We start from the raw sequence: 21,927 nt of genomic DNA, 5'->3' as shown, positions 1-21,927 counted from the left end.
GGTTACCTGATTTTCATTGTCATTTGATGTAACTTGTGTTACATTCTACTTGTAATTATCCTATATGTTGAAAAAGGAGGGAATTTCTGTTGTTTGCACGTAAATGGATGAAACGTGTCGCCATCATCGCTATGGCAGTCAGTCTCCTTTCCCCCGCTACCTTGTTCGCGCAAGGTTCCGGCCAACACGAGTTGAATCAACAGAATGTACCTGAACGCGGGAGCTCCCAGATCTACATAAAGAACGTGGTTCCTTTTAACGGCACGGCCATCTACCACTGGACCGCCAGCTTCCAGACGACGGCCCACTATCAGATTCCGAACGATATCGATATTCCCAAGGACAGCCACCGCAAAAATATTTTGGTCTATCTCACCACGGAAAAAAATACTGGGAACAACACCGAATTCGATGTCGAGCTGGAACGGTATTATCCATGGTCCGGCTGGATTAGGGAAGACACCAAGACGGGGTATGTCGGCTGGACCGCGGACGAAGTCGCCTTCAAGGGAATCAAGGATGGCGAGAGGTATCGTATCCGCATCCGGGGCAATGTGAAGGGCACCGCCGATGTATTCAGCCAATGGTAAGCCCTGGCATGTATGACACAGGACCTGAGCGTCATGCTCAGGTCCTGTCTTGATTCCAGTCCCAGGAATAAGGGCAGGCGAGCCCAGCGCCTGCATAGAGGCGCCGGGCTCGCCTGACACTCGGTATGGAAATAGGCGGCAGTCACTTCGCCGCCCCTCCTGTATTATCTGCCTTCTGCCTTCAGCCGGCATGCAGGTCCAATTAGTTTTCCAACTCTTCCTTGCTGACCAAGGATACTAAAGCGCTTACAGCCTGTTCTGCGTCCGCGCCGTCCGCCGTAATGGTAATGGACGTGCCTGAGCCGATTGCAAGACTCATGATCCCCATAATGCTCTTCGCATTTACTTTTTTATCTTCCTTTTCCACGAAGATATCCGAAGAATATTTATTCGCTTCTTGAACGAACAAGGCCGCCGGTCGTGCATGCAATCCTGTCTTCAAACGTACCACAACTGGTTGTTGAGCCATGCGGATCATACCCCCTACATTTCCTGTATAGTTTACTAATCAATTCACGTTTACGCCATTTTCTTCAGTTTATCACATTATAGCATTTTAAACGATGGTGCACTAGGAATAAAATTCATCCGTTTCTTATTCTTTCAGCCATTTCATCAATTTTCCGCAGCCGGTGATTGACTCCGGACTTGCTGACCTTCCCCTTGAGCATCTCACCGACTTCCTTCAGATTCAGATCGGGATGAGCCAGACGCACCTCCGCCACTTCCCGGAGCTTGTCTGGAAGCTGTTCCAGTCCAATCTCCTTCTCGATCAGGCGGATATTCTCGATCTGGCGCACGGCCGCGCCAATCGTCTTGTTCAGATTCGCCGTCTCGCAGTTGACAATCCGGTTCACGGAGTTCCGCATATCCCGCATGATCCGGACGTCTTCGAACTTGAACAACGCCTGATGCGCGCCGATAATATTGAGGAACTCAATGATCTTCTCGCCTTCTTTAATGTACAGCACGAACCCTTTTTTGCGTTCGATGAACCTGGCATTGAGCCGGAATTCATTGGCCAATTCAACAATTGCCTTGCAATGCTCTTCGTACATCGATGAAATCTCGAGATGGTAAGAGGATCCCTCCGGATTGTTAACCGATCCGCCGGCAAGAAACGCCCCCCGCAAATAAGCCCGTTTACAGCAATTGTTCACGATAATCCGCTTATCTATTCCATCGGTGAACTGGAACCCTTCGGCTACGATATGCAGATCATGCAGAATCTCCTGCACCTGGGAAGGAATGCGGACGATATACACATTATTTTTCTTCAAGCGCATTTTTTTACGCACCAGCAATTCCGTATGCACCTGATAGAACCTTTTGATGAACGTGTATATCCGGCGGGCAATCGCCGCGTTCTCCGTCGAAACATCCAGAATGACCTTGCGGTTCGAAGAGAGCTGGACGGAGCCGTTCATGCGCATTAACGCTGCCAATTCTGCCCGTTCACAGCATGCATCGGACTCAATTAACGTCAATTCCTTTTTCGTCTGCGCTGCAAAGGACATTCTCCGCTCACCTCTTTCGTAACATCCAATTCTCCACCAGCTGATAAATGTGATGGCTCAGCTTTTCCGCATCATGCCGCAAATACGTGCGGAACAATACGAGGGAATCGGCGATCACCTTGTAACCTCTCTTCGTCACTTCATCCAAATCCAAATGCACTGCACGCGCCCCCTGCTCGGCGTAGCGGTCCTGCACTTGCGGCGGGATCTCTCCATCATTGACGATGACATAATCGAAGAGATGCTCGCCTACATGCTGCTGGATGGCTTCGAGATGGTCACTGACCTTGTAATTATCCGTCTCTCCCGGCTGCGTCATGACGTTGCAGACGAAGATTTTGACGGCGTCCGACTCCTTGACCGCTTGTGCCAGCTTCGGGACAAGCAGCGTCGGGATAATACTCGTATATAGACTTCCCGGACCGACCAGGATCGCATCCGCCTCCTGCAGCGCATGCACGGCCTCAGGAAGCGCCTCCACCTGCGCAGGCTCGAAGAAGACCCGCTTGATGCGCTGGCCTGCCTGCGGTATCGCAGACTCGCCCTCCACGATGGTGCCGTCGGTCATCTCCGCATTCAGCACAATTGCCTGATTGGCGGCCGGCAGCACGCGCCCGCGAACGGCCAGTACCCGGCTTAATTCACGGATGCCCGCGACGAAGTCGCCCGTTATATCCGTCATGGCCGCTAGGATGAGATTCCCAAGGCTGTGCCCAGCCAGGCCGGTTCCATTCGGGAACCGGTATTTCAGCATCTCTGACAACGAGGGCTCCACATCCGCCAACGCCGTCAAGACGTTGCGAATATCCCCCGGCGGCGGCATCTGCAGTTCCTGGCGCAAAATACCGGAACTCCCCCCGTCATCGGCGACCGTTACGATAGCCGTAATATCCAACGGCTTCTCCTTCAGGCCGCGCAGCATGACAGACAGTCCCGTACCGCCGCCCATAACGACGATGCGCGGCAACTCGCTCTCTTCTCCTATCCGCACTTCAGTATCCCCCCATCAATGCCGATCGCGTTCGGAATCCCGATGGCTTACGCGAACGACCTCCGTCTCGCTGGAACCGATCGTGCGGCCCAAATATTCCGCGACGGCCACGGAACGGTGCTTCCCGCCAGTACAGCCGATGCCGATGACGACTTGGCTCTTCCCTTCTTTGCGGTATTGAGGAAGCAAAAATTGAAGCAAGTCGAGCAGCTTGCTCAGAAAGGTCTGCGTCTCCGGCCATTTCATGACATAGTCATAGACTTCGATATCTTGGCCGGTATGCGGACGCAGCTGCTCCACATAATGAGGATTCGGCAGAAACCGCACGTCAAAAATGAGATCCGCATCGATTGGAACCCCATATTTGAAGCCGAATGAGGTAACGTTGACCGACATGCGGTTCTGATCGGCCTGCGTGAATCTCGAGACGATGCGTTCTTTGAGCTGCGCCGGCTTAAGAGTGCTCGTGTCAATCACTTGATTGGCCCAGCCCTTCAAATCCTCCAAAAGCTTGCGCTCCATCTTGATGCCTTCCAGCGGCATGCCGTTCGGCTTCAGCGGATGGCGCCGCCGGCTCTCCTTGTAGCGTTGGACGAGAACTCCATCCGTCGCATCCAAGAACAAAATTTCACAATTAATTGTATAATGTTCTCTAATATAATTCAAAGACTCCGATAACGCCGTGAAAAACTCTCGCCCGCGCAAATCGATGACAAGTGCGACCTTCCCGATCTTCCCTTTGGATTGCTCAATCAGCTCCGCGAATTTGGGAATCAGAACGGGCGGCAAGTTATCAACGCAAAAAAATCCGAGATCCTCCAGGCTTTGTACCGCGATGGTCTTGCCGGCCCCGGACATCCCCGTAATAATGACTAATTTAGCAAGCGCTGCCGTTTCTGTTGACTCGATCATCGTTCGTCCTCTCCCTTACTCAATGCCGATTACGAACGCAAGAACAATCCAGCCGCACCAATCATACCCGCATCATTGCCTAGCTCAGCCGGCACGATCGATACGCCGCGCGTAACCGGTTCAGGTGATAGCTTCTTGAACGTCTCGCGGATTTGCTCGAACAAGAACTCGCCCGCCTTCGACAAACCGCCGCCGATAATGAAGCGCTCCGGATTCAAGGTGACGGCGACCGCCGCCATTGATTTGCCCAAATAGAAGGCTGCGCGCGAGATAATGCGGACGGCAACCTCATCCCCAGCCTTCGCCGCATCGAACACATCCTTCGCCGCGATGTCCTCCAGCAGCGACAGGGACGTGCGATCGCCGCGCTCTACCGCATCCTTCGCCATGCGAATGATGCCGGTTGCGGAGGATACCGTCTCCAGGCAGCCCATCTTGCCGCAGCCGCATTGAATCGCTTCCAGATCCGGAATCACGGCGATATGGCCCAGCTCTCCGGCCATGCCGGAAAATCCTTGCACAATCTTCCCGTTGATGATAATACCGCCGCCGACGCCGGTTCCGAGCGTATAGCAGACGCAGTTATCGATGCCTTTGCCCGCACCGCTCCACGCTTCCCCCAAGGCGGCCACATTGGCATCATTGTCAATCTTGACCGGCTTGCCTAGCCGCGCTTCCAATATGGCACGAATCGGCACATCCTTGAAGCCTACGTTGGGCGCCAACAAGATAACGCCTTCCTTCACATTCGTAAACCCAGCGACCCCTGCACCAATTCCAGCCACCTGGCTCCAATCGTAAGGCGACTCCTCCACGATTCGACGAATATAGTTCTCAATGTTGTCTATGACGGTATCGGGGCCCTTGGCAACTTCAGTCGGACCTTCAAACGTTTGCAGCAGCCGGCCTTCCGTATCACAAATACCAACCTTGATAGCCGTTCCGCCCAAATCGACACCCACGTAGATTTGCTCAGACATGCGTCATCCACCTTTATACTTGTAATCGTATCCTTAATCGTATGTTACTTCAGTACCCACTATACGCGAACGCTGTAAACAGGTCAAGGCGTGTGCCGCCTGCCCGGAGGGGCGATCAAGGCTCTTCCCGGGCCGATTCGGCACGCGCGCAGCCGCTCCGCCAGCGAGATCAAATACGGAGCCCGCAGGCTCCGTCTCGACGATGAAAATGTTGCAAAAAACCTACTTTATCGGTACCGGAAAGCCTGATTCTGAATCCAGGATATGCCAGCGGAACACTTACCCCAACGTCGTGCTCCAGTCATGCACCATGCTGCCTTCCAGGAATTTCTCGCAGTCAAGCGCTGCCTGGCAGCCGGAACCGGCCGCAGTAATCGCTTGGCGGTATTTCATGTCCTGCACATCGCCGGCTGCGAAGATGCCCGGGACGCTCGTCTCCGTCGTACCCGGCTTCACGATTACGTAGCCGTGCTCGTTCAGCTCCACCTTGCCGCGCAGGAAATCGGTATTCGGCTTATGCCCGATCGCGACGAACAGGCCGTCCGTCTCAATGACTTCCTCTGCGCCGGTCTCGTTGTTGCGCACTTTGAGGCCGGTCACGCCCATGCCCGTCGCCAGCACCTCCAGCGGCGTCCGGTTCAGAGCCCAGGAGATCTTCTCGTTCTCGCGTGCCCGATCCTGCATAATCTTGGAGGCGCGCAGCTCATCGCGGCGGTGCACGATCGTCAGCTCCGATGCGAAGCGAGTCAGGAAGTTAGCTTCCTCCATCGCCGAGTCTCCGCCGCCGATGACGACGATTTTTTTGCCCCGGAAGAAGAAGCCGTCGCAGGTAGCGCATGCGCTGACCCCCTTGCCGACATTATCCTGCTCTCCAGGGATGTTCAAATATTTCGCGCTGGCTCCGGTCGAGATAATGAGCGTCTCGGCCCAGATTTCCTCCAGACCTTCGCCCGTCAGCTTGAACGGACGCTGCGACGTATCGATCTCCGTTACCCAGCCGGTAACGAACGTCGTGCCGAAGCGCTCCGCCTGCTTGCGCATGTTTTCCATCAGTTCAGGGCCCATAATCCCGTCCGGGAACCCAGGGAAGTTCTCTACATCGGTTGTCGTCGTAAGCTGCCCTCCCGGCTGCGGACCTTCAATAACGAGCGGATTCAGATTGGCGCGCGCCAGATAGATTGCTGCCGTGTAACCCGCAGGTCCTGTCCCGATAACGACCGATTTATAAACTTTCTTCTCCATAATAAAAGGCCTCCTTCACTATTAGAGGTTATTCAAAAAGTCCGCTTCTGCGCACAAAGGGATTCGGAAAGCACCTCAGCTTCCTATCCTGCAATCCCCTTCCCAGTGTGGAGAAGCTGCTTTGTAAATACGCCCGGTTATCACTTGGGAAAACGCGTCTATTGGTAGATGTTCTTCTCGGTTGTCTCTGGGCGGAATGCCTCTTCCATGCGCTTGGCATGCTTGGCGACCGTTGCGGCGGATACGGCATACCGTTCCCCCGCCTCGCTGCTCGTAATCGGGTGGCCATGCTTCTTCGCGATGATATATTCAATCGCCGCCGCCCAACTGGCCGCCTTCGCGATGCGCGGCACTTCATTAGGATATGACCGACGGAGAAATTCAATCCAGATCTTCTCCGCGTCATGCATCTGAATCAGGTCATAGCGGCCGTTCATCCCGGTCCGGATCGCATCGATTACCTGCTGCCAGCCCGGTTCCCATCTCGGGAGCCCGCTTAGCAGATGATATCCGTCCACGAGCTGCTTCTTGCCGTTCCATTCCACGTCAAGCGCGTCCTCAACGCCGAGCAAGCGCAGGACATATATGGTCAATTCCTTCACGTAGCCATCCTGCTCCGGATCGAGCAACAGCCCCCGGAGCGCCTGCTTCGCCTCTTCGTCATTGATCAGGCTCATCGCCTGAAGCGCCTGCAGCTTCGTCGCGGAGTCGCCGGAGCGCAGCGCCCAGAACAAGGAGGAGCGGACGAGCGGATCCGACTTCAGCTGCCGTTCCCATTCGGCGGCCGCTCCCGGTTCTCCGGCTTCTTGCCGGACTTTCCGTTCCGCTGCCGTGGACCGTTCGGCCCGCCGTCCGGAGCGCGCCTTCGCTTCGTAAGGAATGCGGTAATGATAGCTAGGCATCGGATCCGGACGGCCTCCTCCGCCTTGCTGAAGCAGCTCCAAGTAATACGAACCGATGCCGCTCTCCGGATCCAGGCGCCGGCAGGCTGCCCACCAGCCGGCCGCTTCATCGTACCGTCCGAGATGGCAGGCCGCCACCGCCGCGCAATGATAGACACCCGGCTCGGCAGGCGATCCGGTCGCAAGCAGGCGCCGCAGATGGCGGTAAGCCTCCTCATGCCGGCCGAGAATGCCCAGCGTGTTCGCCAGCTTGAAGGCGGGCTCCCGATGGAAGGGCTGCAGCTTCGCCAGCCGCTCCATCAACTCCCGCTCCTGCTCCGTTCCTCCGGCCTGACGCTCGAATATCGCCAGATTGCACAGGGCGTGCAAATGGCCGGGATCCAGCGCAAGCACCTGATGAAGCATCTCACGGGCTTCCTTGAAGAAGCCCATATAATAATAGGCGAGCGCCAGATTGTTCCGGGCAGGCAGATCGTCGGGGTCCGCCTCAAGCAGCAGCTCGAGAATACGCCCCGCCTCCAAAAACCTGCCTTCTTCCATCATCCGCCGGGCTTGCTGATGCTCGGCTTCCTGTCCGCTCTGGGCTTCCCGGAGGGCTTGTCCGGGCGCATTCGCCGGCTTGCCGCTTGCCTCGGACTCCGCAGCGCTGCTCAAAGCGGCAGCGGCTTCCTTCAAGCCTCTCGCCGCCTCTTCGAAGGCCGCCGCATTGGCGGGCGGCCGGGATCCCGGGTACGAACCAGGCCGATTCATCTCGTCATGAAGCATCTCCTTCATTTCCAGCGCCTCGCTGCCGTAAGCTCCCTGCGGATCCAGCGCCAAGTAAATATCGAGCGCCGCCTCCGCCTCCTGATAGCATTCAAGATAAGCGAAATTATTCGCCATATAGTAATAACATTCACTCATGGATGGATCGAGCTCATTCACAATATGGCGGAGGATGAGATTCGACTCCTCGAAGCGCCCCGTCTCTGCCAACGCCCCAGCCAGATTGCACTGGTGAATCGCATCGCCAGGCTCGCATTCGACCGCTCTGCGGAAATACCGCAATGCCTTGTCATATTGCAGCCGATCTAATAATTTTACCGCGCGATCGGAATACGCGGCCGCATCTACCGGGAACATCACGACGTTACCATGTGCATCCGCGTTATCCCTGCCGGTTCGATGTGGCTTCTCTCCTGCCATCGCCAAGGCACCTCCTGCCGCATCATCGTTGTATACATAACCTTCAGTATACCATAATGACGCGCCTTCCCCCACCCCTTCGTCGAGCCGTCCCGGGGCGGATGCGCATGGATATTTCTACCGCAAGGAGAGACAATCCCGTTACTACCCAAGGAGAGACAAACCCATCACCAAATAAGCATAATTTTAAAATGATAATAATTCTAAATATATTATATCGCACCCTTCTCTTGCGGGCAACCAACTCATGGCATCACTCCGCGTCGGCCGCATTCCGCATTTCGTGGAGACAAGACTGCCACGGCTAAGGGCGTTTCCGACTCCTGGACGCAAAAAAGCGGCTCCCGCTCCTCGGATATAAGGAACAGGCGTCCGCCCATGAAGCTGCTTACGATTCAGTTGAAGGCTTGATCTTCCCGTGCGCATGATAGGTATCGCGGCGCGGCCCTTGGTGCCGGCGCTGCAGCTCATTCAGCACCTGTACGAACGGCAGCTTCCGCTCGCGCAGCAGCACAAGCAGATGGAAGAGCAAATCCCCGGCCTCGCCCGTCAGCTCTTTTTTATCCCCGTTTTTGGCGGCAATCAGAACCTCGGCGCTCTCTTCGCCGATCTTTTTCAATATTTTATCAAGTCCAGAATCAAATAAATACGTCGTATACGCCCCTTTGGGCCGCTCCTCCTCCCGCTCGGCAATGACCTGCTCCAGCTCCGCCAGCACCCGGTACGGGTCCGCAGCCAATGCCGCATCCTCTGCAACAGCCCCGGACCTCGCAACCAGCGCCTCCTGCGCTTCAGACAGCGGAGCAATCCCGCTGCGGTCTGCGTCGAAGCAGGTGTACGTCCCCGTATGGCATGCAGGACCGTTCGGGATCACCTGAATAAGCAGCGTATCCCCGTCACAATCGGCTGCCATCTCGACAATGCGCTGCGTGTTGCCGCTGGTGGCGCCTTTATGCCACAACTCCTGCCGGGAGCGGCTCCAGAAGACCGTCTCCCCGGTCTCGCATGACTTCAGGAGCGACTCGCGGTTCATATAGGCCATCATCAGCACTTCCCGGGTCCCCGCATCCTGCACGATCGCCGGTACGAGCCCCTGTCCGTCCCAGCGGATGCGATCCGCCAACGCCTCTCCATAGGCGCTCAATCCGGCTGTCACTCTCGATTCTGTCATCGCACATTCACTCCTTGCTGGCGCAGCGTCTCTTTGACTTCCTGTACCGACACCTCTTTATAGTGGAAAATGGAAGCCGCCAACGCCGCATCCGCCCCGCCTTGCTGGAAGGCCTCCAGGAAATGCTCAGTATGCCCGGCACCGCCGGAAGCGATAACCGGAATGCCCACCGCATCGGACACGGCGCGGGTCAGCCGAACATCGAATCCGTTCTTCGTTCCGTCCGCATCCATGCTCGTCAGCAGTATCTCGCCGGCGCCCAGCTTCTCGGCCTCCCGGGCCCATTCCACCGCGCGGAGACCGGTTGGAGTGCGCCCGCCGTGAATATAGACCTCCCATTCGCCCCACTCCTCATGATAGCGGGCGTCCACCGCGACGACGATGCACTGCGAGCCGAAGCGGCGGGCCCCGTCGCGAATGAGGGACGGCTGCTGCACCGCCGCCGTATTGATTCCGATCTTGTCTGCGCCCGCGCGCAGAATCCGCATCATATCATCGACATGTCCGATGCCGCCGCCCACCGTGAAGGGAATCGAGATCTCGGCCGCCGTCTGCCTGACGACCTCGACCATCGTGGCCCGGCCCTCCACCGAAGCGGAAATGTCCAGAAAGACCAATTCATCGGCACCCTCCCGATCATACAGGGCGGCCAGCTCCACCGGATCGCCGGCATCACGCAGCTGCACGAAGTTAACGCCCTTGACGACCCGTCCGTCCTTGACGTCCAGGCAAGGGATGATTCGTTTGGCTAACATTTGCATTCCTCCATTCCTCGCAGGCATTCAATCTCATGGAATTCGCATCGGCTGTCCATTCCTCAGACCCTCGGACCCTCAGAACCCCAGACCAGCCCGCATCGGCCATCGACCCGCTTAGATCGGCGGATCGGCCCGCTTAGACCAGGCTAGCGCCCGTTGCTTCCGGCCGCTTCGGCCAGCCGGACCGCCTCCTCCAGGCGAACGCTGCCGGTATACAGCGCCTTCCCGATAATGGCGCCGCTGACGCCGTCCTTCGCCTGAGCGGCCAGCGTCTCCACATCCGCCATGCTGCTGACGCCGCCCGAGGCGATAACCTGCTGACCGCAAGCCCGGGCCAACGCCGTGATCGCCTCCACATTCGGCCCGCGCATCATGCCGTCGCGGGAAATATCCGTAAAAATAAACGTCTTCGCGCCAACCTCAGCCAGCTGGCATGCCAGCGCTTCTGCCTGCACCTCCGACGTCTCGAGCCACCCCCGCGTCGCCACATAGCCGTCGCGCGCATCGATGCCGATCGCGACATGACCGCCGTGCCGGGACAGCACGTCTTCGACGAACGCGCGATCCTCAATCGCGGCCGTGCCCAGAATGACCCGCGCCACGCCCGCTTCCAGCAGCCGCTCCACATCCGCTCGCGTCCGCAAGCCGCCGCCGACCTGCACCGGCACGCCGACGGTGCGGGCGATCTCTCCAATAAGCCGGTCATTGACCGGGTGCCCGGCCTTCGCGCCATCCAGATCGACGAGGTGAATCCAGGACGCGCCCTCCCGCTCCCAGCGACCCGCCACATCAAGCGGGGATTCGTCATAGACCGTCTCCTGTCCGTAATCGCCCTGCACGAGCCGGACACAGCGTCCTCCCCGAATATCGATGGCCGGATATATTGTAAATGCCGTCATATACTTACCTCCTTGTCACTCAACCGCCACACAAACGCCACACATACCCCATACAAACGCCGCCCAAACTTCTTCACTCGACCTCCTACGTTTCCGTGCTCTCCTTCTTCCTCTCTTCGAATGCAACAGCCGCACGTGCTCCCGCTGCCCTACCAATCCTGCAAAATTACAGTTTTGTTTTTTGGGGCAAGCGTTTTCGACGCCAATCCTGCAAAAATACATCATTTCGTTCATGTATTCCGCAATCCAACCTTTATTCCACGAAATTGATGCAACGCTGCAGGAATTTCTTCTTTTCACCGCAGAAACAGTCAAAAAACTGCACTTTTGCAGCTTTCGCCCATCGTCGCCCCTACCGCGCACTTTTGCAGCTTTCGCCTATCGCCGCACCTACCGAACACTTTTCCAACTCATGCCTTCCGCTCATGCCTCACGCTTTTCCTTGCCAGCGCCTTGGCTTGGCCTTCGCCCTCGCGACGGACCGCTTCGGCAACAGAGCCTCGTTAACCACAGAGCCCCGCCAGTCTCGGTTCGCAGCTCAATCCCGAACCCGTCCCGGCCCCTCGGCCAACTGGAGGAACCGCTCCAGCAGACGCCGGCCCACTTCCCCGCTCTTCTCGGGGTGGAACTGCATGCCGTACAGACGGCCCCGGCCGACCATCGCCGTCACCGATCGGCCTCCGTATTGGCAAGTCGCGATGACATCCTTCTGCTTATCGGCCAGCACATGGTACGAGTGGACGAAGTAGACATGCCCTTCCTCCAGCCCGGCAGTCAGCCCATGATCCGGCTGCTCCCATTGCAGCCGGTTCCAGCCCATATGCGGGACCTTGTAGTGGCCGCCCTCGAAGCGGATCACCCGGCCGGGCAGGAGCCCGAGACCGGCATGGCGGCCGTGCTCTTCCCCTTCCTCGAAGAGCAGCTGCATGCCGAGGCAGATGCCGAGCGCCGGCTTGCCGGCCTGCACCGCCTCCGTGAACGCCCGGCCCAGGCCGGTCGCCTGCAGCGATTCCATCGCATCGCCGAACGCGCCGACGCCGGGGAGAATAATGCCCGCGGCCTCCGCCAGCTGCTCGGGCTCGCGGCAGATTGCCGCTTCATAGCCGAGGCGTTCCACCGCCGTGCTGACGCTGTGCAGGTTTCCCATTCCGTAATCCAATACCGCAATCATCGCTTACAGCACTCCCTTAGTGGACGGAACGCCTTCCACGCGCGGATCGATCGCGGTCGCCTCATCCAGCGCCCGCCCGAGCGCCTTGAACACGGCTTCGATAATATGGTGTGTGTTCTGCCCGTAATGAACGATCACATGGAGCGTCATCCGGCTCTCCAGCGCCAGCTTCCATAGAAACTCATGCACCAGCTCGGTATCGAACGCACCGACCCGGGCGGCCGGATAGACGGCGCGGTGCTCGAAGTGAGGCCGGTTGCTCAGATCGATGACAACTTGAGCAAGCGCCTCGTCCATCGGCACGAAGACCGAGGCATATCGCCGGATGCCCGCCTTGTTCCCGAGCGCTTCGCGCAGCGCCTGGCCGAGACAGATGCCGATATCCTCCACCGTATGGTGGTCATCGATGTCCGTATCGCCATCCGCCCGGACCGCGAGATCGAACTGGCCGTGCTTCGCGAACAGGTCCAGCATATGGTTCAGGAATGGCACGCCCGTCTCCAGGCGGCTTGTACCGCTTCCGTCTACATTGAACGACAACTGTATATCCGTCTCATTCGTTGTGCGGGCAATGGCCGCTTCCCGCGTTTGCAATGCTCCATATTCCATTGATCGTTCCGCCCTTCTTCTCGTGTATGCTGTATTGCGGTATCGCTCGCCGGACAGCTTCCTCTGCCTCGGTGGCCGCTATCTATTCCTTCATCTGCCCGAGCCGGATTCCGATCGCACGGGCGTGCGCCTCCAGACCTTCGTGGCGGGCCAGCTCCATAATCCGCTCCCCGTCCCGCTGCAGCGCCTCCCGGCTGTACCGGATCAGACTCGACTTCTTCATGAACATATCGACGTCGACCGGCGAAGAGAAGCGCGCCGTGCCATTCGTCGGGATGATATGGTTCGGCCCGGCGTAATAGTCGCCTACCGGCTCGGAGCTATACTCGCCGAGGAAGATCGCACCGGCATTCTCGATCGCGCCTACCCATTCCATCGGGTCGGACGTCATAATCTCCAAATGCTCCGGAGCCAGTCGGTTGACCAGTTCCACGCCTTCCTTCAGCCCAGGCACGACCACGATCGCCCCATAGCCTTCGATCGACATCGCCGCAATTTCCCGGCGCGGCAGCGAGGCGAGCTGGCGCTCCACCTCGGCGGCCACCGCCTCCGCCAGCGGGCGCGAGTCGGTGACGAGCACGGCCGAAGCCATCGCGTCATGCTCGGCCTGGGATAGCAGATCGGCCGCCACATAAGCCGGCGTGGCCGTCGCATCCGCCAAGACGACAATCTCGGAAGGGCCGGCGATGCTGTCGATATCGACCGCGCCGTACACTTCACGCTTCGCCAGGGCGACATAAATATTGCCTGGCCCGCAGATTTTATCGACCGGAGCGATCGTCTCCGTGCCGTAAGCCAGGGCAGCGATCGCCTGCGCCCCGCCAACCTGGTAGATCTCCTTCACGCCAGCCTCCGCCGCCGCGACCAGAATATGCGGGTCGATCCCGCCCTTCCCGCCGGTCGATGGCGGGGTGACCATGACGATCTCGGGCACGCCCGCGACCTGGGCGGGAATGACATTCATCAGGACGGAGGAAGGATAAGCCGCGCTCCCGCCGGGCACATAGACGCCGACCCGCTTCAGCGGCCGCATAATTTGCCCCAGCAGCGTGCCGTCCGGCTGGAAATCCATCCATGACGTGCGCTTCTGCTTCTCGTGGAAGGCGCGGATATTCGCGGCCGCCTCGCGCAAGGCGGCGAGGAAGGCGTCCTTCACTTGCCCGTAGGCCGCCTCAATCTCCGCCGGAGCGATGCGCAGCTGCGCTGGAGCCAGTTCCATCCGGTCGAACTGTCCGGTATAGCGGAGCACCGCTCCATCTCCCTCCTTCCGCACATCCCGGATAATCGCCTGAACCGTCTCCAACTGCTCCCGGGTTCCGTAATCTACCTTGCGCTCAACACGCCAATCCGCTGCTTCGATAATCCGCATGCTGCTCCTCCCGTCCTCTCCTGAAATGTAGCGCGCGCGTTCGTCGTATCCCCGGCTCTATCCAACAGCAAATCCCCGATCGCCCGCGTTCCTGCAGTTCCATCTATCCTTCCATATCTCTCATAATGTATCTGCTATCTGTATAAATCCACAATTACCCACAGAAATCGCCATAGATTCAGATCAAAGTACACGAACCTAACCGCAATTCCCGGCTCCATCCGCCACCTCCATAATCGGCTGCGAAGGCCGGGTGCCGATTCGGCCACCGACTCGGCTGCCGATCCAGCTGCATTCACCGCGGACACCCTCCATCCCGGTCGACGAAGCGCGAAGCGGACGGCGAAGGCCCGCACCGCCTCCGGACCGCCTACAGCTGCGGAGGCACGACGCGCTGAATGCGGTCGCACAGCTGCTGAATCGCTTCGTTCTTCATCCGGTAACTGACCCGGTTCGCGATGAGCCGGCTCGTAATCCCGAACATCTCTTCCAGCTCTACCAGCCCGTTCTCCTTCAGCGTCTTGCCTGTCTCGACCATATCGACGATCCGATCGGCCAGCCCGATTAACGGAGCCAACTCGATCGATCCGTTCAGCTTAATCACTTCCACCTGCTGCCCTTGCTCCCGGAAATACTGCGAGGCGACATTCGGATACTTCGTCGCGACCCGCAGATGAATGGATGGCTTCCATGACGGAAGGCCAATCACTGACATCCGGCAGCGGGCAATGCCAAGATCGAGCAGCTCATAGACATCCTTATTCTCTTCCATCAGCACATCTTTACCGGCGATACCGACATCCGCAACCCCGTATTCGACATAAGTCGGAACGTCGACCGGCTTCGCCATAATGAACTGCATGCGCGCTTCCGGCACATCGATGATCAGCTTGCGGGAATCCTCTTCATCCTCGGGTACTGGCAGCCCCGCATCGCGGAACAGCGTGGAAGCCTGCTTGTAGATTCGCCCCTTCGGCATGGCCACCTTCAACCAATCCTGCATGGTATCCCTCCTGTCTTCTCACGGGCCGCGAGGCGAAGCCCCATTCCCGCTCCCGGCCTCGCTCCCGTCATCTCTCCTGTGTCACGATTGCGTAAAGGTGAGCACCTCGCGGTAGCGGCCCTGCGTCTGGCCTGCGGCTTCCGTCCCTCCCCAGGATGTCACTCCCGCCGCTTCGTCTCTCAGCAGCTGCGTAACGGCAATAACGCCTTCCGCCCGCAGCCGGCCCGCCTCCGTAAAGGCTTCCGCCCGTCTGGCCGCCTCATATTGAATCAGCACCGGCTTCGCCTGCCCCTCTTCGTTCTCGCCAGGCCGGGACAAGGCATCGATAATGCGCGTCGTCTTGAGCGCGAAGCCCGTCGCCGGAGCAGGACGGCCGAATTGCTGCAGCAAATGATCATAACGTCCGCCGCTCATGACCGGGAACCCCATGTCTGCGGCATATCCTTCAAAAATCGTGCCCGTATAATAAGAAAAGTCCCCCAGCATCGTCAAATCGAGCAGCAGATGCCCCGCAACCCCGTACGCCTCCAGAACTTCCCATACCTGCTCCAAATGAGCAAGAGAAGCCGCCATCTCCGGCTTGCCAGACAGCGCGCGCGCCTGGTCCAGTACCGCGCGGCCGCCCCGGAGCTGCAGCAGCGCCTCCAACGGCTCAAGCCGCTCGGCCTCCAGCCCGAGCAGGCTTGCCTGCGCCCGGTAGCCGACCACGTCGCGCTGAATCAGCAGCTGCTTCAGGCGAAGCTGGTTCTCCTCATCCCCGGGCAGCGCATCCTCGAACAAGCTCTGCACGTATCCGTGATGGCCGAGCGCCACCTTGAACCGCTCGATTCCCGAGGCCTTCAGGCAGGCGATCGCCAGCGCGATCACCTCCGCATCGGCCTCCGGCGAACCGTTGCCCGCCAGCTCCGCACCCGTCTGGAAAAACTCGGCCTCCCGCCCCGCCTCTTCTTCCATCGCCCGGAACACATTCGCATGATAGGACAGGCGGATCGGGAACTGCTCCTTCCCGAGCAAGGAAGAGACGACGCGCGCGATAGGCCCCGTCATATCCGAACGCAGCACCATCGGCGTTCCACGCTGATTCAGCAGCTTGAACAGCTTCTGATCGGAGGTAGCGCTGGCCGTCCCCACCGTGTCATAGAATTCCATCGTCGGGGTAATAATTTGTGCATATCCCCAGCACTCCATCGTATGGAGCACCTTCCGCTCGATTTCTCTTAGCTTGCGAACCGCTTCCGGCAAATAATCCCGCACGCCGGAGGGCTTCTCGAACATTCTCGGCTTCGACATGGACTCACCCCGTATTTCATACTCCTTACTTTAATATGGTAAAGTACTACCAAGTTAATTTATTAGCAAAATGAAGTAAAAATTTAAAGGTAATATTATCACGGATCAGCCTCATCGTCAATCCCTCAGCGGTTCTTACCATCGTTGCCGCCTACGACAAAAAGACCGCCTGCGACGGCAGACGGTCTTGTCCGAAATCCATTATGCATTTGTGCCTGGGGTGATGGAACCCGACTTCTGGTGCGGTGCCCGCTTCGCCTTGAAGCTGCGCGGCACGGCGCCGAATCCGATCCAGGCGAACGGGATGAAGCGGAATGCCGCGTAGACGACGAGCCAGGACAAGCCGAGCGCCACGGCATAGCCTCCCGCGATAAACAGCATATACGCAAGTGAGCCGCCTCCGAACCAAGCATATTTGCGGTACAAGGCAAGGAAGACGGGATGCAGCAGGTAGATGCCGAAGGACAGATCCCCCAGCTGCATAAGGGCTTTGCGAAGCCAGTCCGGCAGCTTCCGTTCCAGGAAAAAGGCCAGCTGCATCAAGACGATAGCCGATGTGAGCGTGTGGAAGTTCCACAGCATCTCATAGACAAGCGAGTTGGTCCATTCATTGGTTGAACGCGACCAGAACCAGACCTGAACATGAAGCATCGCGAACAGCAGCCACGCGCCCCACAGCGCAAGCGACCCGATCCGGAAGCGAAGCGGATTTCCCTTCTGCCCGAGCGACGTCAGCCACGGTCGAATTTTCTCGAAATTCAAGCCGACATAGGCACCCAGGAAATAATAGCTGACATACGATAGCGAGATGCTGCCTTTATTGACAATCTGGAGGTCATATTTGTTCCAGAGCACGAAGCCCCACTGCAGCAGCAGCCCTAGCGGAATCGACCAGGCCAATATCGTCTTGGACCGGAACAGCTTAAGCATCAATGGGAACAAGATATAGAACTGAATGCTGATAAAAACAAAGTATAAGTGCGTATAAGCGGAGCCGGTCAATAATTTGGTGAAAAACGAATACATCGAATCCTCGAAGCCGCGGGTACGGTAATACATCATATGCTGCATCAGGAAATACCCGATCGATGCGACGATATACGGAATGATGACATAGAGCAGCCGATTCCGGTAGAACTTGCCCAGCACGGCAGGCTCCAGCTTGTCCCGTCCGCCGTAGTTGTAGAACAGCACGAAGCTGCTCAGCAGAATGAAGGTCGGCGTGCCGTATTTGAAAAAGATGTTGAAAAAGTTATACAGATAATACCAACTCGAATCAACCATATCTACCGTTGCCTGCGATGTGGAATGCACGCTGATGACGCCAATCATGGCCAGCGCTCGCACAATAGGAATGGCGGTAATGTGCTCTTTGCGGCTCATTGTCCTTCCTTTCCGACACCTGCCGGCCGGCAAGCATCTGATCAGGCAGGCGCGGCCAATCTCGTCTCGACCGGCAGCGCCTGCTCCTTAATTATGGATGTTTTCATGTTGCGAAATGAAACCCATTTACAATATAACATTATATGTCAAAATCGGCATAGCCTCAACCGGAAACATCGCTTTTCATGGAGGATTCGACTAGTAAAGTTTACGTGGGACGGTATTTTATAACCCTTTACCCGAATATTGCCCCAGGAACAATTCAATGCTGCGATCCGCATCTCTCATCTCATAGCTCAACCGAAAATGATGCTGCAAATCGTTGAGCGCAATATACCATTTCCCGTTCTTCACGAGAGGAGGGACAGCCAGCACCAGCTCGGCTCCGTTCCAGGTCACGATTCTGCTCGGCTTGACACGGGCCACCTTCGTATGGGCGCCCCGGTTGCGCATCTGCTCAATAAGCTTCGGCGTGGCAATCTGCTGATTCCCACCATTGATTCGGAACCCGTTCCGATTGTTCCGCCCGTTAATCCCGGGACGAACCGTGAACGTAATCGGGATATCCAGCTCGCGGCAAATCTCCAGCACCTTGCTGTTATAGGCGCCGAACGGGAACGCGAGCAAGCTGTTCGTATTGCCCAGTTCCTTCTTCAGCACCTTCTCCGCCGTGGCCAGATCGCGGCGAACCCGCTCCTCATATTCCTCATCGGTCTCCTTGCGATCTTCCTTTTTCAGATACGTATTCCAGGTCAGCATTGGACGAAGGAAGCCCCGATCATTCACCGGGCGGTACTCATGCGAGTGGAAGGTATGGCTGTAGAAGCTCATCCCGTGCTGCTTCATCTCCCGCATTTGCGCCCATGACAGCTTCTTGTGCTTGGTCTGCTTCGGATTGTCAATCGTCTCGACGATAACGAAGTTCGTGGCGGTCAGATGGTATTTCCGCAGCACCGGGTACACTTCCGTATAGAACGACTCGTACCCGTCATCGAAGGTAATCAGGACGGCATTCGGCGGAACCGGCGCGCCGTTCAGCATATAATCGATATATTCATCCATGGATATAAAATGAAACCCGCTGCTCATTATCGCCAGCAGCTGCTCCTCGAACTGCTCCGGCGAGATAAACGTGACATGGTCCGGGTTCTTCTGCACATTATGGTACATTAACGTAATAACCTGATCCTCATAAAAAACCGGTTTGTAATCCCACTGCGATTCCTGTCTCGTCGTCGGGAACAGCTGAAGCTCCTTCCCTTCATCGACGATATGTACGTCTACTCCGTATGCTTGCTGCAGCGCATTAGCCGATATATACCATTCGCCGCCCGCCTGGAGCGCATACTCCCCTTCGCCCGCTTGTCCCTTCCAGACGAGAGGGCGGCTATCGATATGATTCCTGTCGATATCGATGAACAGCGCGACGCACAGCAAGGCAATCAGGAGCACCGCGCCTGCGGCCCGTCTCATGCCCATTCCCTTCATCCTCTACATCATCACTTAGTTGCATCTATCCAACATTAGCATATTCCCCAATGCTTGTCATTTCTCACTTTTCTTATTCATCTGAAAAATAGATAGCAAATATCGAAGCAGCGGCAACCAACAGGAAAAACCGGCAGCCTGCCATACGACTGCCGGTTCATGATTCGGCGTCCGATCCGCCTGCTCTGCCGGGAGCCGAATTCGCCTCGCGGATCACCCGCATCGGATTGCCGGCAACCATTTGGCCGGGCAACACATCCTTATGCACGACCGTCCCGGCCGCGATTACCGCATGATCCCCAATCGTCACACCAGCCAGAATGGTGCTGTTCGCCCCAATCATCACATGACTGCCGATGCGGACCTTCCCGAGACGGTATTCCTTCGTCAAATATTCATGTGCCAGCAGCGTCGCATTGTAGCCGACAATCGTATTGTCCCCAACCTCGATATATTCCGGGAAGAAGACATCGACCATGGCCATCAGCCCGAAGGCCGTATGGCGGCCGACTTTCATCTTCAAGAGATACACATAAATCCATCGTTTGAGCCGCACCGAAGGGCAGTAACGGGCGAATTGAACCCAGATGAAGTTCCAGACGCCCTTCCACGGGCTTACCGACCGGTATATTTGCCACAGGCTGTTCGGCCCTTCGACAGGGTGCCGCTCCACATCTCTCACTTGGATTCCCGCTCCCATCCGACGAGTGTCAATATATCGCGCATATCATGAATGATATGGCGCGGTTCGTATTGGCTAAGCACCGCTTCGCCCTTCAACGACCAGGCCACGCCGCAGGAAATGGCGCCGGCCGCATTGGCCGACTGGATGTCGGCTGGGCTGTCGCCAACCATGAGCGTCGTCGCCGGGTCGGCCTTCAGCTTCTCGATGGCGAGCAGCACCGGCTCCGGATGCGGCTTCGCATGCTGGACATCGTTGATCGTGACGACCACGCCCATCTGATCCAGCAAGCCGAACATGCGCAATGCCCGCTCCGTCGTCTCGCGCATCTTCGTCGTGACGATGCCGAGCTGAATGCCGCCCTCGTGCAAAGCGCCGATAACTTCCTTCACGTGCGGGAACTCGCGCACCAGCTCATCATGCCGGGAAATATTGTAGCGGCGATATGCGGCTTTGAGCTCCTCCACATCGTCCAATCCGCTGAACTCCCGCAGCTGATATTCGAGCGGCATTCCCATGCTCGGAATAATCTGATCCCGTGTCAGCGGAGTCGGCGTGCGCTCCAGCAGCACATGCAGGAAGGTCTCGATAATCAGTTCATTAGTATCGATAATCGTTCCGTCCAGATCGAACAGTACTGTACGAATCATTATGCTATTTCTCCTTTATGTCACGTTCCGCTTCCGCAGCCGCAGGCGGCTCCGCCGATTCAGGCACTTCCTTGGCCACGTCCCTGGAAGGGGACGCTTCCTCAGCGGGCTTCGCCTTCCCAGGAGCTTCTGCTTCCGACTTGCTTCCGTCGCCATTCGTGCCGCGATCCGTCGCTTCGATAACCTGTGAAGGCTTCGTCGATACAATCGGATCCCGATACAGGGCCTTCGAAGCCCCGGTTACCCGGCGGATAACAATGAGCGCGATGCCGCCGATGATCAAGAAGATGGCCAGCAGCTGCGATATCCGGACATTACCGTAATTCGGATCGAGATACCCTGGCTCGAATACGATCTGCATCGGCGACCACAGCGAACCGATCATCGATTCCACCCATCCGGAACCTTGGTAGGCCAGACTGTCGGTACGCAGCCCTTCAATGAAGAAGCGGCCGATTGAATACCAGATCAGGTAACCGATGAACACTTCCCCGCTGCGTACGCCGCGCAGCCGGCGGAAGCCGAACAGCAGCAGCACGCCGACGAAGCTCCACAGCGACTCATACAGGAAGGTCGGATGATGGAAGGTTCCGTTCACATTCATCTGGTTCACGATGAAGTTCGGCAGATGCAGCGTGTCGCGCAGGAACGCTTCTGTTGTAGGTCCTCCGTACGCTTCCTGATTGACGAAGTTGCCCCAGCGGCCGATCGCTTGTCCGATCAGCAGACCCGGCGCGCAAATATCAGCGATGCGCCAGAAGGAGTACCCTTTTTTGCGAACATAGATAAGCGCGCAAATCACGGCGCCGATTAATGCGCCATAGATTGCAATTCCGCCATGCCAGATTTTAAAGATTTCCAATAAGTTATCTTTGTAATCATCCCATTTGAAGGCAACGTAATAGATACGCGCCCCGACAATGGCGGAAGGCACGCCGAACAGCAGCAAATCCATGAAAAAATCTTGAGAAATTCCAAATCTTTTGCCTTCCCGAATTGCCAGCAGCAAGCCGACCACCGCGGCTGTGCCTAATATAATGCCATACCAGTGCACCTTGATCGCGCCGATCGAAAATGCAACCGGATCCAGCAACATCGTTGCCATCCATCCACACTCCTTATGGGTTGAGAATAC

21 protein-coding genes are annotated in these 21,927 nt (G+C 57.4%); 1 reads left to right on the top strand and 20 read right to left on the bottom strand.

Annotated elements, in window-relative coordinates:
• Positions 1-89 precede the first annotated feature (89 nt).
• Entirely contained in the window at positions 90-590 is a 501-nt protein-coding gene (locus FLT43_RS17960) for a hypothetical protein (RefSeq protein WP_127510905.1), read from the top strand.
• Positions 591-792: 202 nt separating this feature from the next.
• Here the strand turns inward: FLT43_RS17960 and FLT43_RS17955 are convergent, their stop codons facing one another.
• The 20 genes from FLT43_RS17955 to lgt all read right to left on the bottom strand — a co-directional run bounded on the left by FLT43_RS17955 (position 793) and on the right by lgt (position 21,897).
• On the bottom strand, positions 793-1,059 hold the full coding sequence (locus FLT43_RS17955) for an HPr family phosphocarrier protein (protein ID WP_006678144.1): 267 nt from the start codon (positions 1,057-1,059) through the stop codon (positions 793-795).
• A gap of 115 nt (positions 1,060-1,174) precedes the next feature.
• Positions 1,175-2,107 (bottom strand): DNA-binding protein WhiA, encoded by a 933-nt coding sequence (whiA, locus tag FLT43_RS17950; protein ID WP_087440271.1) that lies wholly within the window; start codon positions 2,105-2,107, stop codon positions 1,175-1,177.
• Positions 2,108-2,114: 7 nt separating this feature from the next.
• Positions 2,115-3,056 (bottom strand): gluconeogenesis factor YvcK family protein, encoded by a 942-nt coding sequence (locus tag FLT43_RS17945; RefSeq protein WP_087440301.1) that lies wholly within the window; start codon positions 3,054-3,056, stop codon positions 2,115-2,117.
• A gap of 57 nt (positions 3,057-3,113) precedes the next feature.
• Positions 3,114-4,010 (bottom strand): RNase adapter RapZ, encoded by an 897-nt coding sequence (gene rapZ / locus FLT43_RS17940; RefSeq protein ID WP_087440272.1) that lies wholly within the window; start codon positions 4,008-4,010, stop codon positions 3,114-3,116.
• 29 nt (positions 4,011-4,039) lie between these two features.
• Complete coding sequence (locus FLT43_RS17935; protein ID WP_087440273.1) at positions 4,040-4,990, bottom strand: ROK family glucokinase; 951 nt, start codon at positions 4,988-4,990, stop codon at positions 4,040-4,042.
• A gap of 279 nt (positions 4,991-5,269) precedes the next feature.
• Complete coding sequence (trxB, locus tag FLT43_RS17930; protein WP_087440274.1) at positions 5,270-6,232, bottom strand: thioredoxin-disulfide reductase; 963 nt, start codon at positions 6,230-6,232, stop codon at positions 5,270-5,272.
• A gap of 158 nt (positions 6,233-6,390) precedes the next feature.
• Entirely contained in the window at positions 6,391-8,319 is a 1,929-nt protein-coding gene (locus FLT43_RS17925; RefSeq protein ID WP_087440275.1) for a tetratricopeptide repeat protein, read from the bottom strand.
• A gap of 388 nt (positions 8,320-8,707) precedes the next feature.
• The gene (gene hisIE / locus FLT43_RS17920) at positions 8,708-9,490 is read right to left on the bottom strand and encodes a bifunctional phosphoribosyl-AMP cyclohydrolase/phosphoribosyl-ATP diphosphatase HisIE (RefSeq protein WP_087440276.1); all 783 of its coding nucleotides are present in this window, start codon (positions 9,488-9,490) and stop codon (positions 8,708-8,710) included.
• A complete protein-coding gene (gene hisF / locus FLT43_RS17915; RefSeq protein WP_087440277.1) occupies positions 9,487-10,245 on the bottom strand; it encodes an imidazole glycerol phosphate synthase subunit HisF in 759 nt (252 codons plus the stop codon). Before hisF ends, hisIE begins: the two co-directional genes overlap by 4 nt.
• Before the next feature lie 149 nt (positions 10,246-10,394).
• Positions 10,395-11,147: a 1-(5-phosphoribosyl)-5-[(5-phosphoribosylamino)methylideneamino]imidazole-4-carboxamide isomerase gene (gene hisA, locus FLT43_RS17910; RefSeq protein ID WP_087440278.1), complete on the bottom strand. Its 753-nt coding sequence runs from the start codon at positions 11,145-11,147 to the stop codon at positions 10,395-10,397.
• Between the two features lie 538 nt (positions 11,148-11,685).
• Positions 11,686-12,318 carry an imidazole glycerol phosphate synthase subunit HisH gene (gene hisH, locus FLT43_RS17905; RefSeq protein ID WP_087440279.1) on the bottom strand — a complete coding sequence of 211 codons (633 nt, stop codon included), beginning with the start codon at positions 12,316-12,318 and terminating at the stop codon, positions 11,686-11,688.
• Between the two features lie 3 nt (positions 12,319-12,321).
• On the bottom strand, positions 12,322-12,927 hold the full coding sequence (hisB, locus tag FLT43_RS17900) for an imidazoleglycerol-phosphate dehydratase HisB (protein ID WP_087440280.1): 606 nt from the start codon (positions 12,925-12,927) through the stop codon (positions 12,322-12,324).
• An 82-nt stretch (positions 12,928-13,009) separates the two neighbouring features.
• On the bottom strand, positions 13,010-14,296 hold the full coding sequence (gene hisD, locus FLT43_RS17895) for a histidinol dehydrogenase (protein WP_087440281.1): 1,287 nt from the start codon (positions 14,294-14,296) through the stop codon (positions 13,010-13,012).
• A 370-nt stretch (positions 14,297-14,666) separates the two neighbouring features.
• Positions 14,667-15,299 (bottom strand): ATP phosphoribosyltransferase, encoded by a 633-nt coding sequence (gene hisG / locus FLT43_RS17890; RefSeq protein WP_087440282.1) that lies wholly within the window; start codon positions 15,297-15,299, stop codon positions 14,667-14,669.
• Between the two features lie 81 nt (positions 15,300-15,380).
• Entirely contained in the window at positions 15,381-16,589 is a 1,209-nt protein-coding gene (locus FLT43_RS17885) for an ATP phosphoribosyltransferase regulatory subunit (protein ID WP_087440283.1), read from the bottom strand.
• Between the two features lie 201 nt (positions 16,590-16,790).
• On the bottom strand, positions 16,791-17,972 hold the full coding sequence (locus FLT43_RS17880) for an acyltransferase (RefSeq protein WP_087440284.1): 1,182 nt from the start codon (positions 17,970-17,972) through the stop codon (positions 16,791-16,793).
• A 225-nt stretch (positions 17,973-18,197) separates the two neighbouring features.
• Complete coding sequence (locus FLT43_RS17875; RefSeq protein ID WP_164776313.1) at positions 18,198-19,451, bottom strand: polysaccharide deacetylase family protein; 1,254 nt, start codon at positions 19,449-19,451, stop codon at positions 18,198-18,200.
• Positions 19,452-19,617: 166 nt separating this feature from the next.
• Positions 19,618-20,142, bottom strand: a complete 525-nt coding sequence (locus tag FLT43_RS17870) for an acyltransferase (RefSeq protein WP_087440286.1) — start codon at positions 20,140-20,142, stop codon at positions 19,618-19,620.
• The gene (ppaX, locus tag FLT43_RS17865; RefSeq protein WP_087440287.1) at positions 20,139-20,792 is read right to left on the bottom strand and encodes a pyrophosphatase PpaX; all 654 of its coding nucleotides are present in this window, start codon (positions 20,790-20,792) and stop codon (positions 20,139-20,141) included. The genes FLT43_RS17870 and ppaX overlap by 4 nt, the downstream gene beginning before the upstream one ends.
• Positions 20,793-20,796: 4 nt before the next feature.
• The gene (gene lgt, locus FLT43_RS17860) at positions 20,797-21,897 is read right to left on the bottom strand and encodes a prolipoprotein diacylglyceryl transferase (protein ID WP_087440288.1); all 1,101 of its coding nucleotides are present in this window, start codon (positions 21,895-21,897) and stop codon (positions 20,797-20,799) included.
• Positions 21,898-21,927: the final 30 nt, after the last annotated feature.

This window comes from Paenibacillus thiaminolyticus, from assembly GCF_007066085.1.
Taxonomy (GTDB): Bacteria; Bacillota; Bacilli; order Paenibacillales; family Paenibacillaceae; genus Paenibacillus_B; species Paenibacillus_B thiaminolyticus.
Note: the sequence above shows the minus strand (reverse complement) of the source record. Positions and strands in the feature narration are given on the sequence as shown.

Excerpts from the sequence above, each read along its gene's own strand:
- FLT43_RS17945 (WP_087440301.1), bottom strand. The coding sequence starts at position 3,056 with ATGGGCGGCGGTACGGGACTGTCTGTCATGCTGCGCGGCCTGAAGGAG.
- FLT43_RS17885 (WP_087440283.1), bottom strand. The coding sequence starts at position 16,589 with ATGTCGAAGCCGAGAATGTTCGAGAAGCCCTCCGGCGTGCGGGATTAT.
- ppaX (WP_087440287.1), bottom strand. The coding sequence starts at position 20,792 with ATGATTCGTACAGTACTGTTCGATCTGGACGGAACGATTATCGATACT.
- FLT43_RS17875 (WP_164776313.1), bottom strand. The coding sequence starts at position 19,451 with ATGGGCATGAGACGGGCCGCAGGCGCGGTGCTCCTGATTGCCTTGCTG.
- hisB (WP_087440280.1), bottom strand. The coding sequence starts at position 12,927 with ATGGAATATGGAGCATTGCAAACGCGGGAAGCGGCCATTGCCCGCACA.
- hisIE (WP_087440276.1), bottom strand. The coding sequence starts at position 9,490 with ATGACAGAATCGAGAGTGACAGCCGGATTGAGCGCCTATGGAGAGGCG.
- FLT43_RS17935 (WP_087440273.1), bottom strand. The coding sequence starts at position 4,990 with ATGTCTGAGCAAATCTACGTGGGTGTCGATTTGGGCGGAACGGCTATC.
- trxB (WP_087440274.1), bottom strand. The coding sequence starts at position 6,232 with ATGGAGAAGAAAGTTTATAAATCGGTCGTTATCGGGACAGGACCTGCG.
- FLT43_RS17925 (WP_087440275.1), bottom strand. The coding sequence starts at position 8,319 with ATGGCAGGAGAGAAGCCACATCGAACCGGCAGGGATAACGCGGATGCA.
- rapZ (WP_087440272.1), bottom strand. The coding sequence starts at position 4,010 with ATGATCGAGTCAACAGAAACGGCAGCGCTTGCTAAATTAGTCATTATT.
- lgt (WP_087440288.1), bottom strand. The coding sequence starts at position 21,897 with ATGGCAACGATGTTGCTGGATCCGGTTGCATTTTCGATCGGCGCGATC.
- FLT43_RS17880 (WP_087440284.1), bottom strand. The coding sequence starts at position 17,972 with ATGAGCCGCAAAGAGCACATTACCGCCATTCCTATTGTGCGAGCGCTG.
- FLT43_RS17955 (WP_006678144.1), bottom strand. The coding sequence starts at position 1,059 with ATGGCTCAACAACCAGTTGTGGTACGTTTGAAGACAGGATTGCATGCA.
- hisF (WP_087440277.1), bottom strand. The coding sequence starts at position 10,245 with ATGTTAGCCAAACGAATCATCCCTTGCCTGGACGTCAAGGACGGACGG.
- hisA (WP_087440278.1), bottom strand. The coding sequence starts at position 11,147 with ATGACGGCATTTACAATATATCCGGCCATCGATATTCGGGGAGGACGC.
- hisG (WP_087440282.1), bottom strand. The coding sequence starts at position 15,299 with ATGCAGGATTGGTTGAAGGTGGCCATGCCGAAGGGGCGAATCTACAAG.
- whiA (WP_087440271.1), bottom strand. The coding sequence starts at position 2,107 with ATGTCCTTTGCAGCGCAGACGAAAAAGGAATTGACGTTAATTGAGTCC.
- hisD (WP_087440281.1), bottom strand. The coding sequence starts at position 14,296 with ATGCGGATTATCGAAGCAGCGGATTGGCGTGTTGAGCGCAAGGTAGAT.
- hisH (WP_087440279.1), bottom strand. The coding sequence starts at position 12,318 with ATGATTGCGGTATTGGATTACGGAATGGGAAACCTGCACAGCGTCAGC.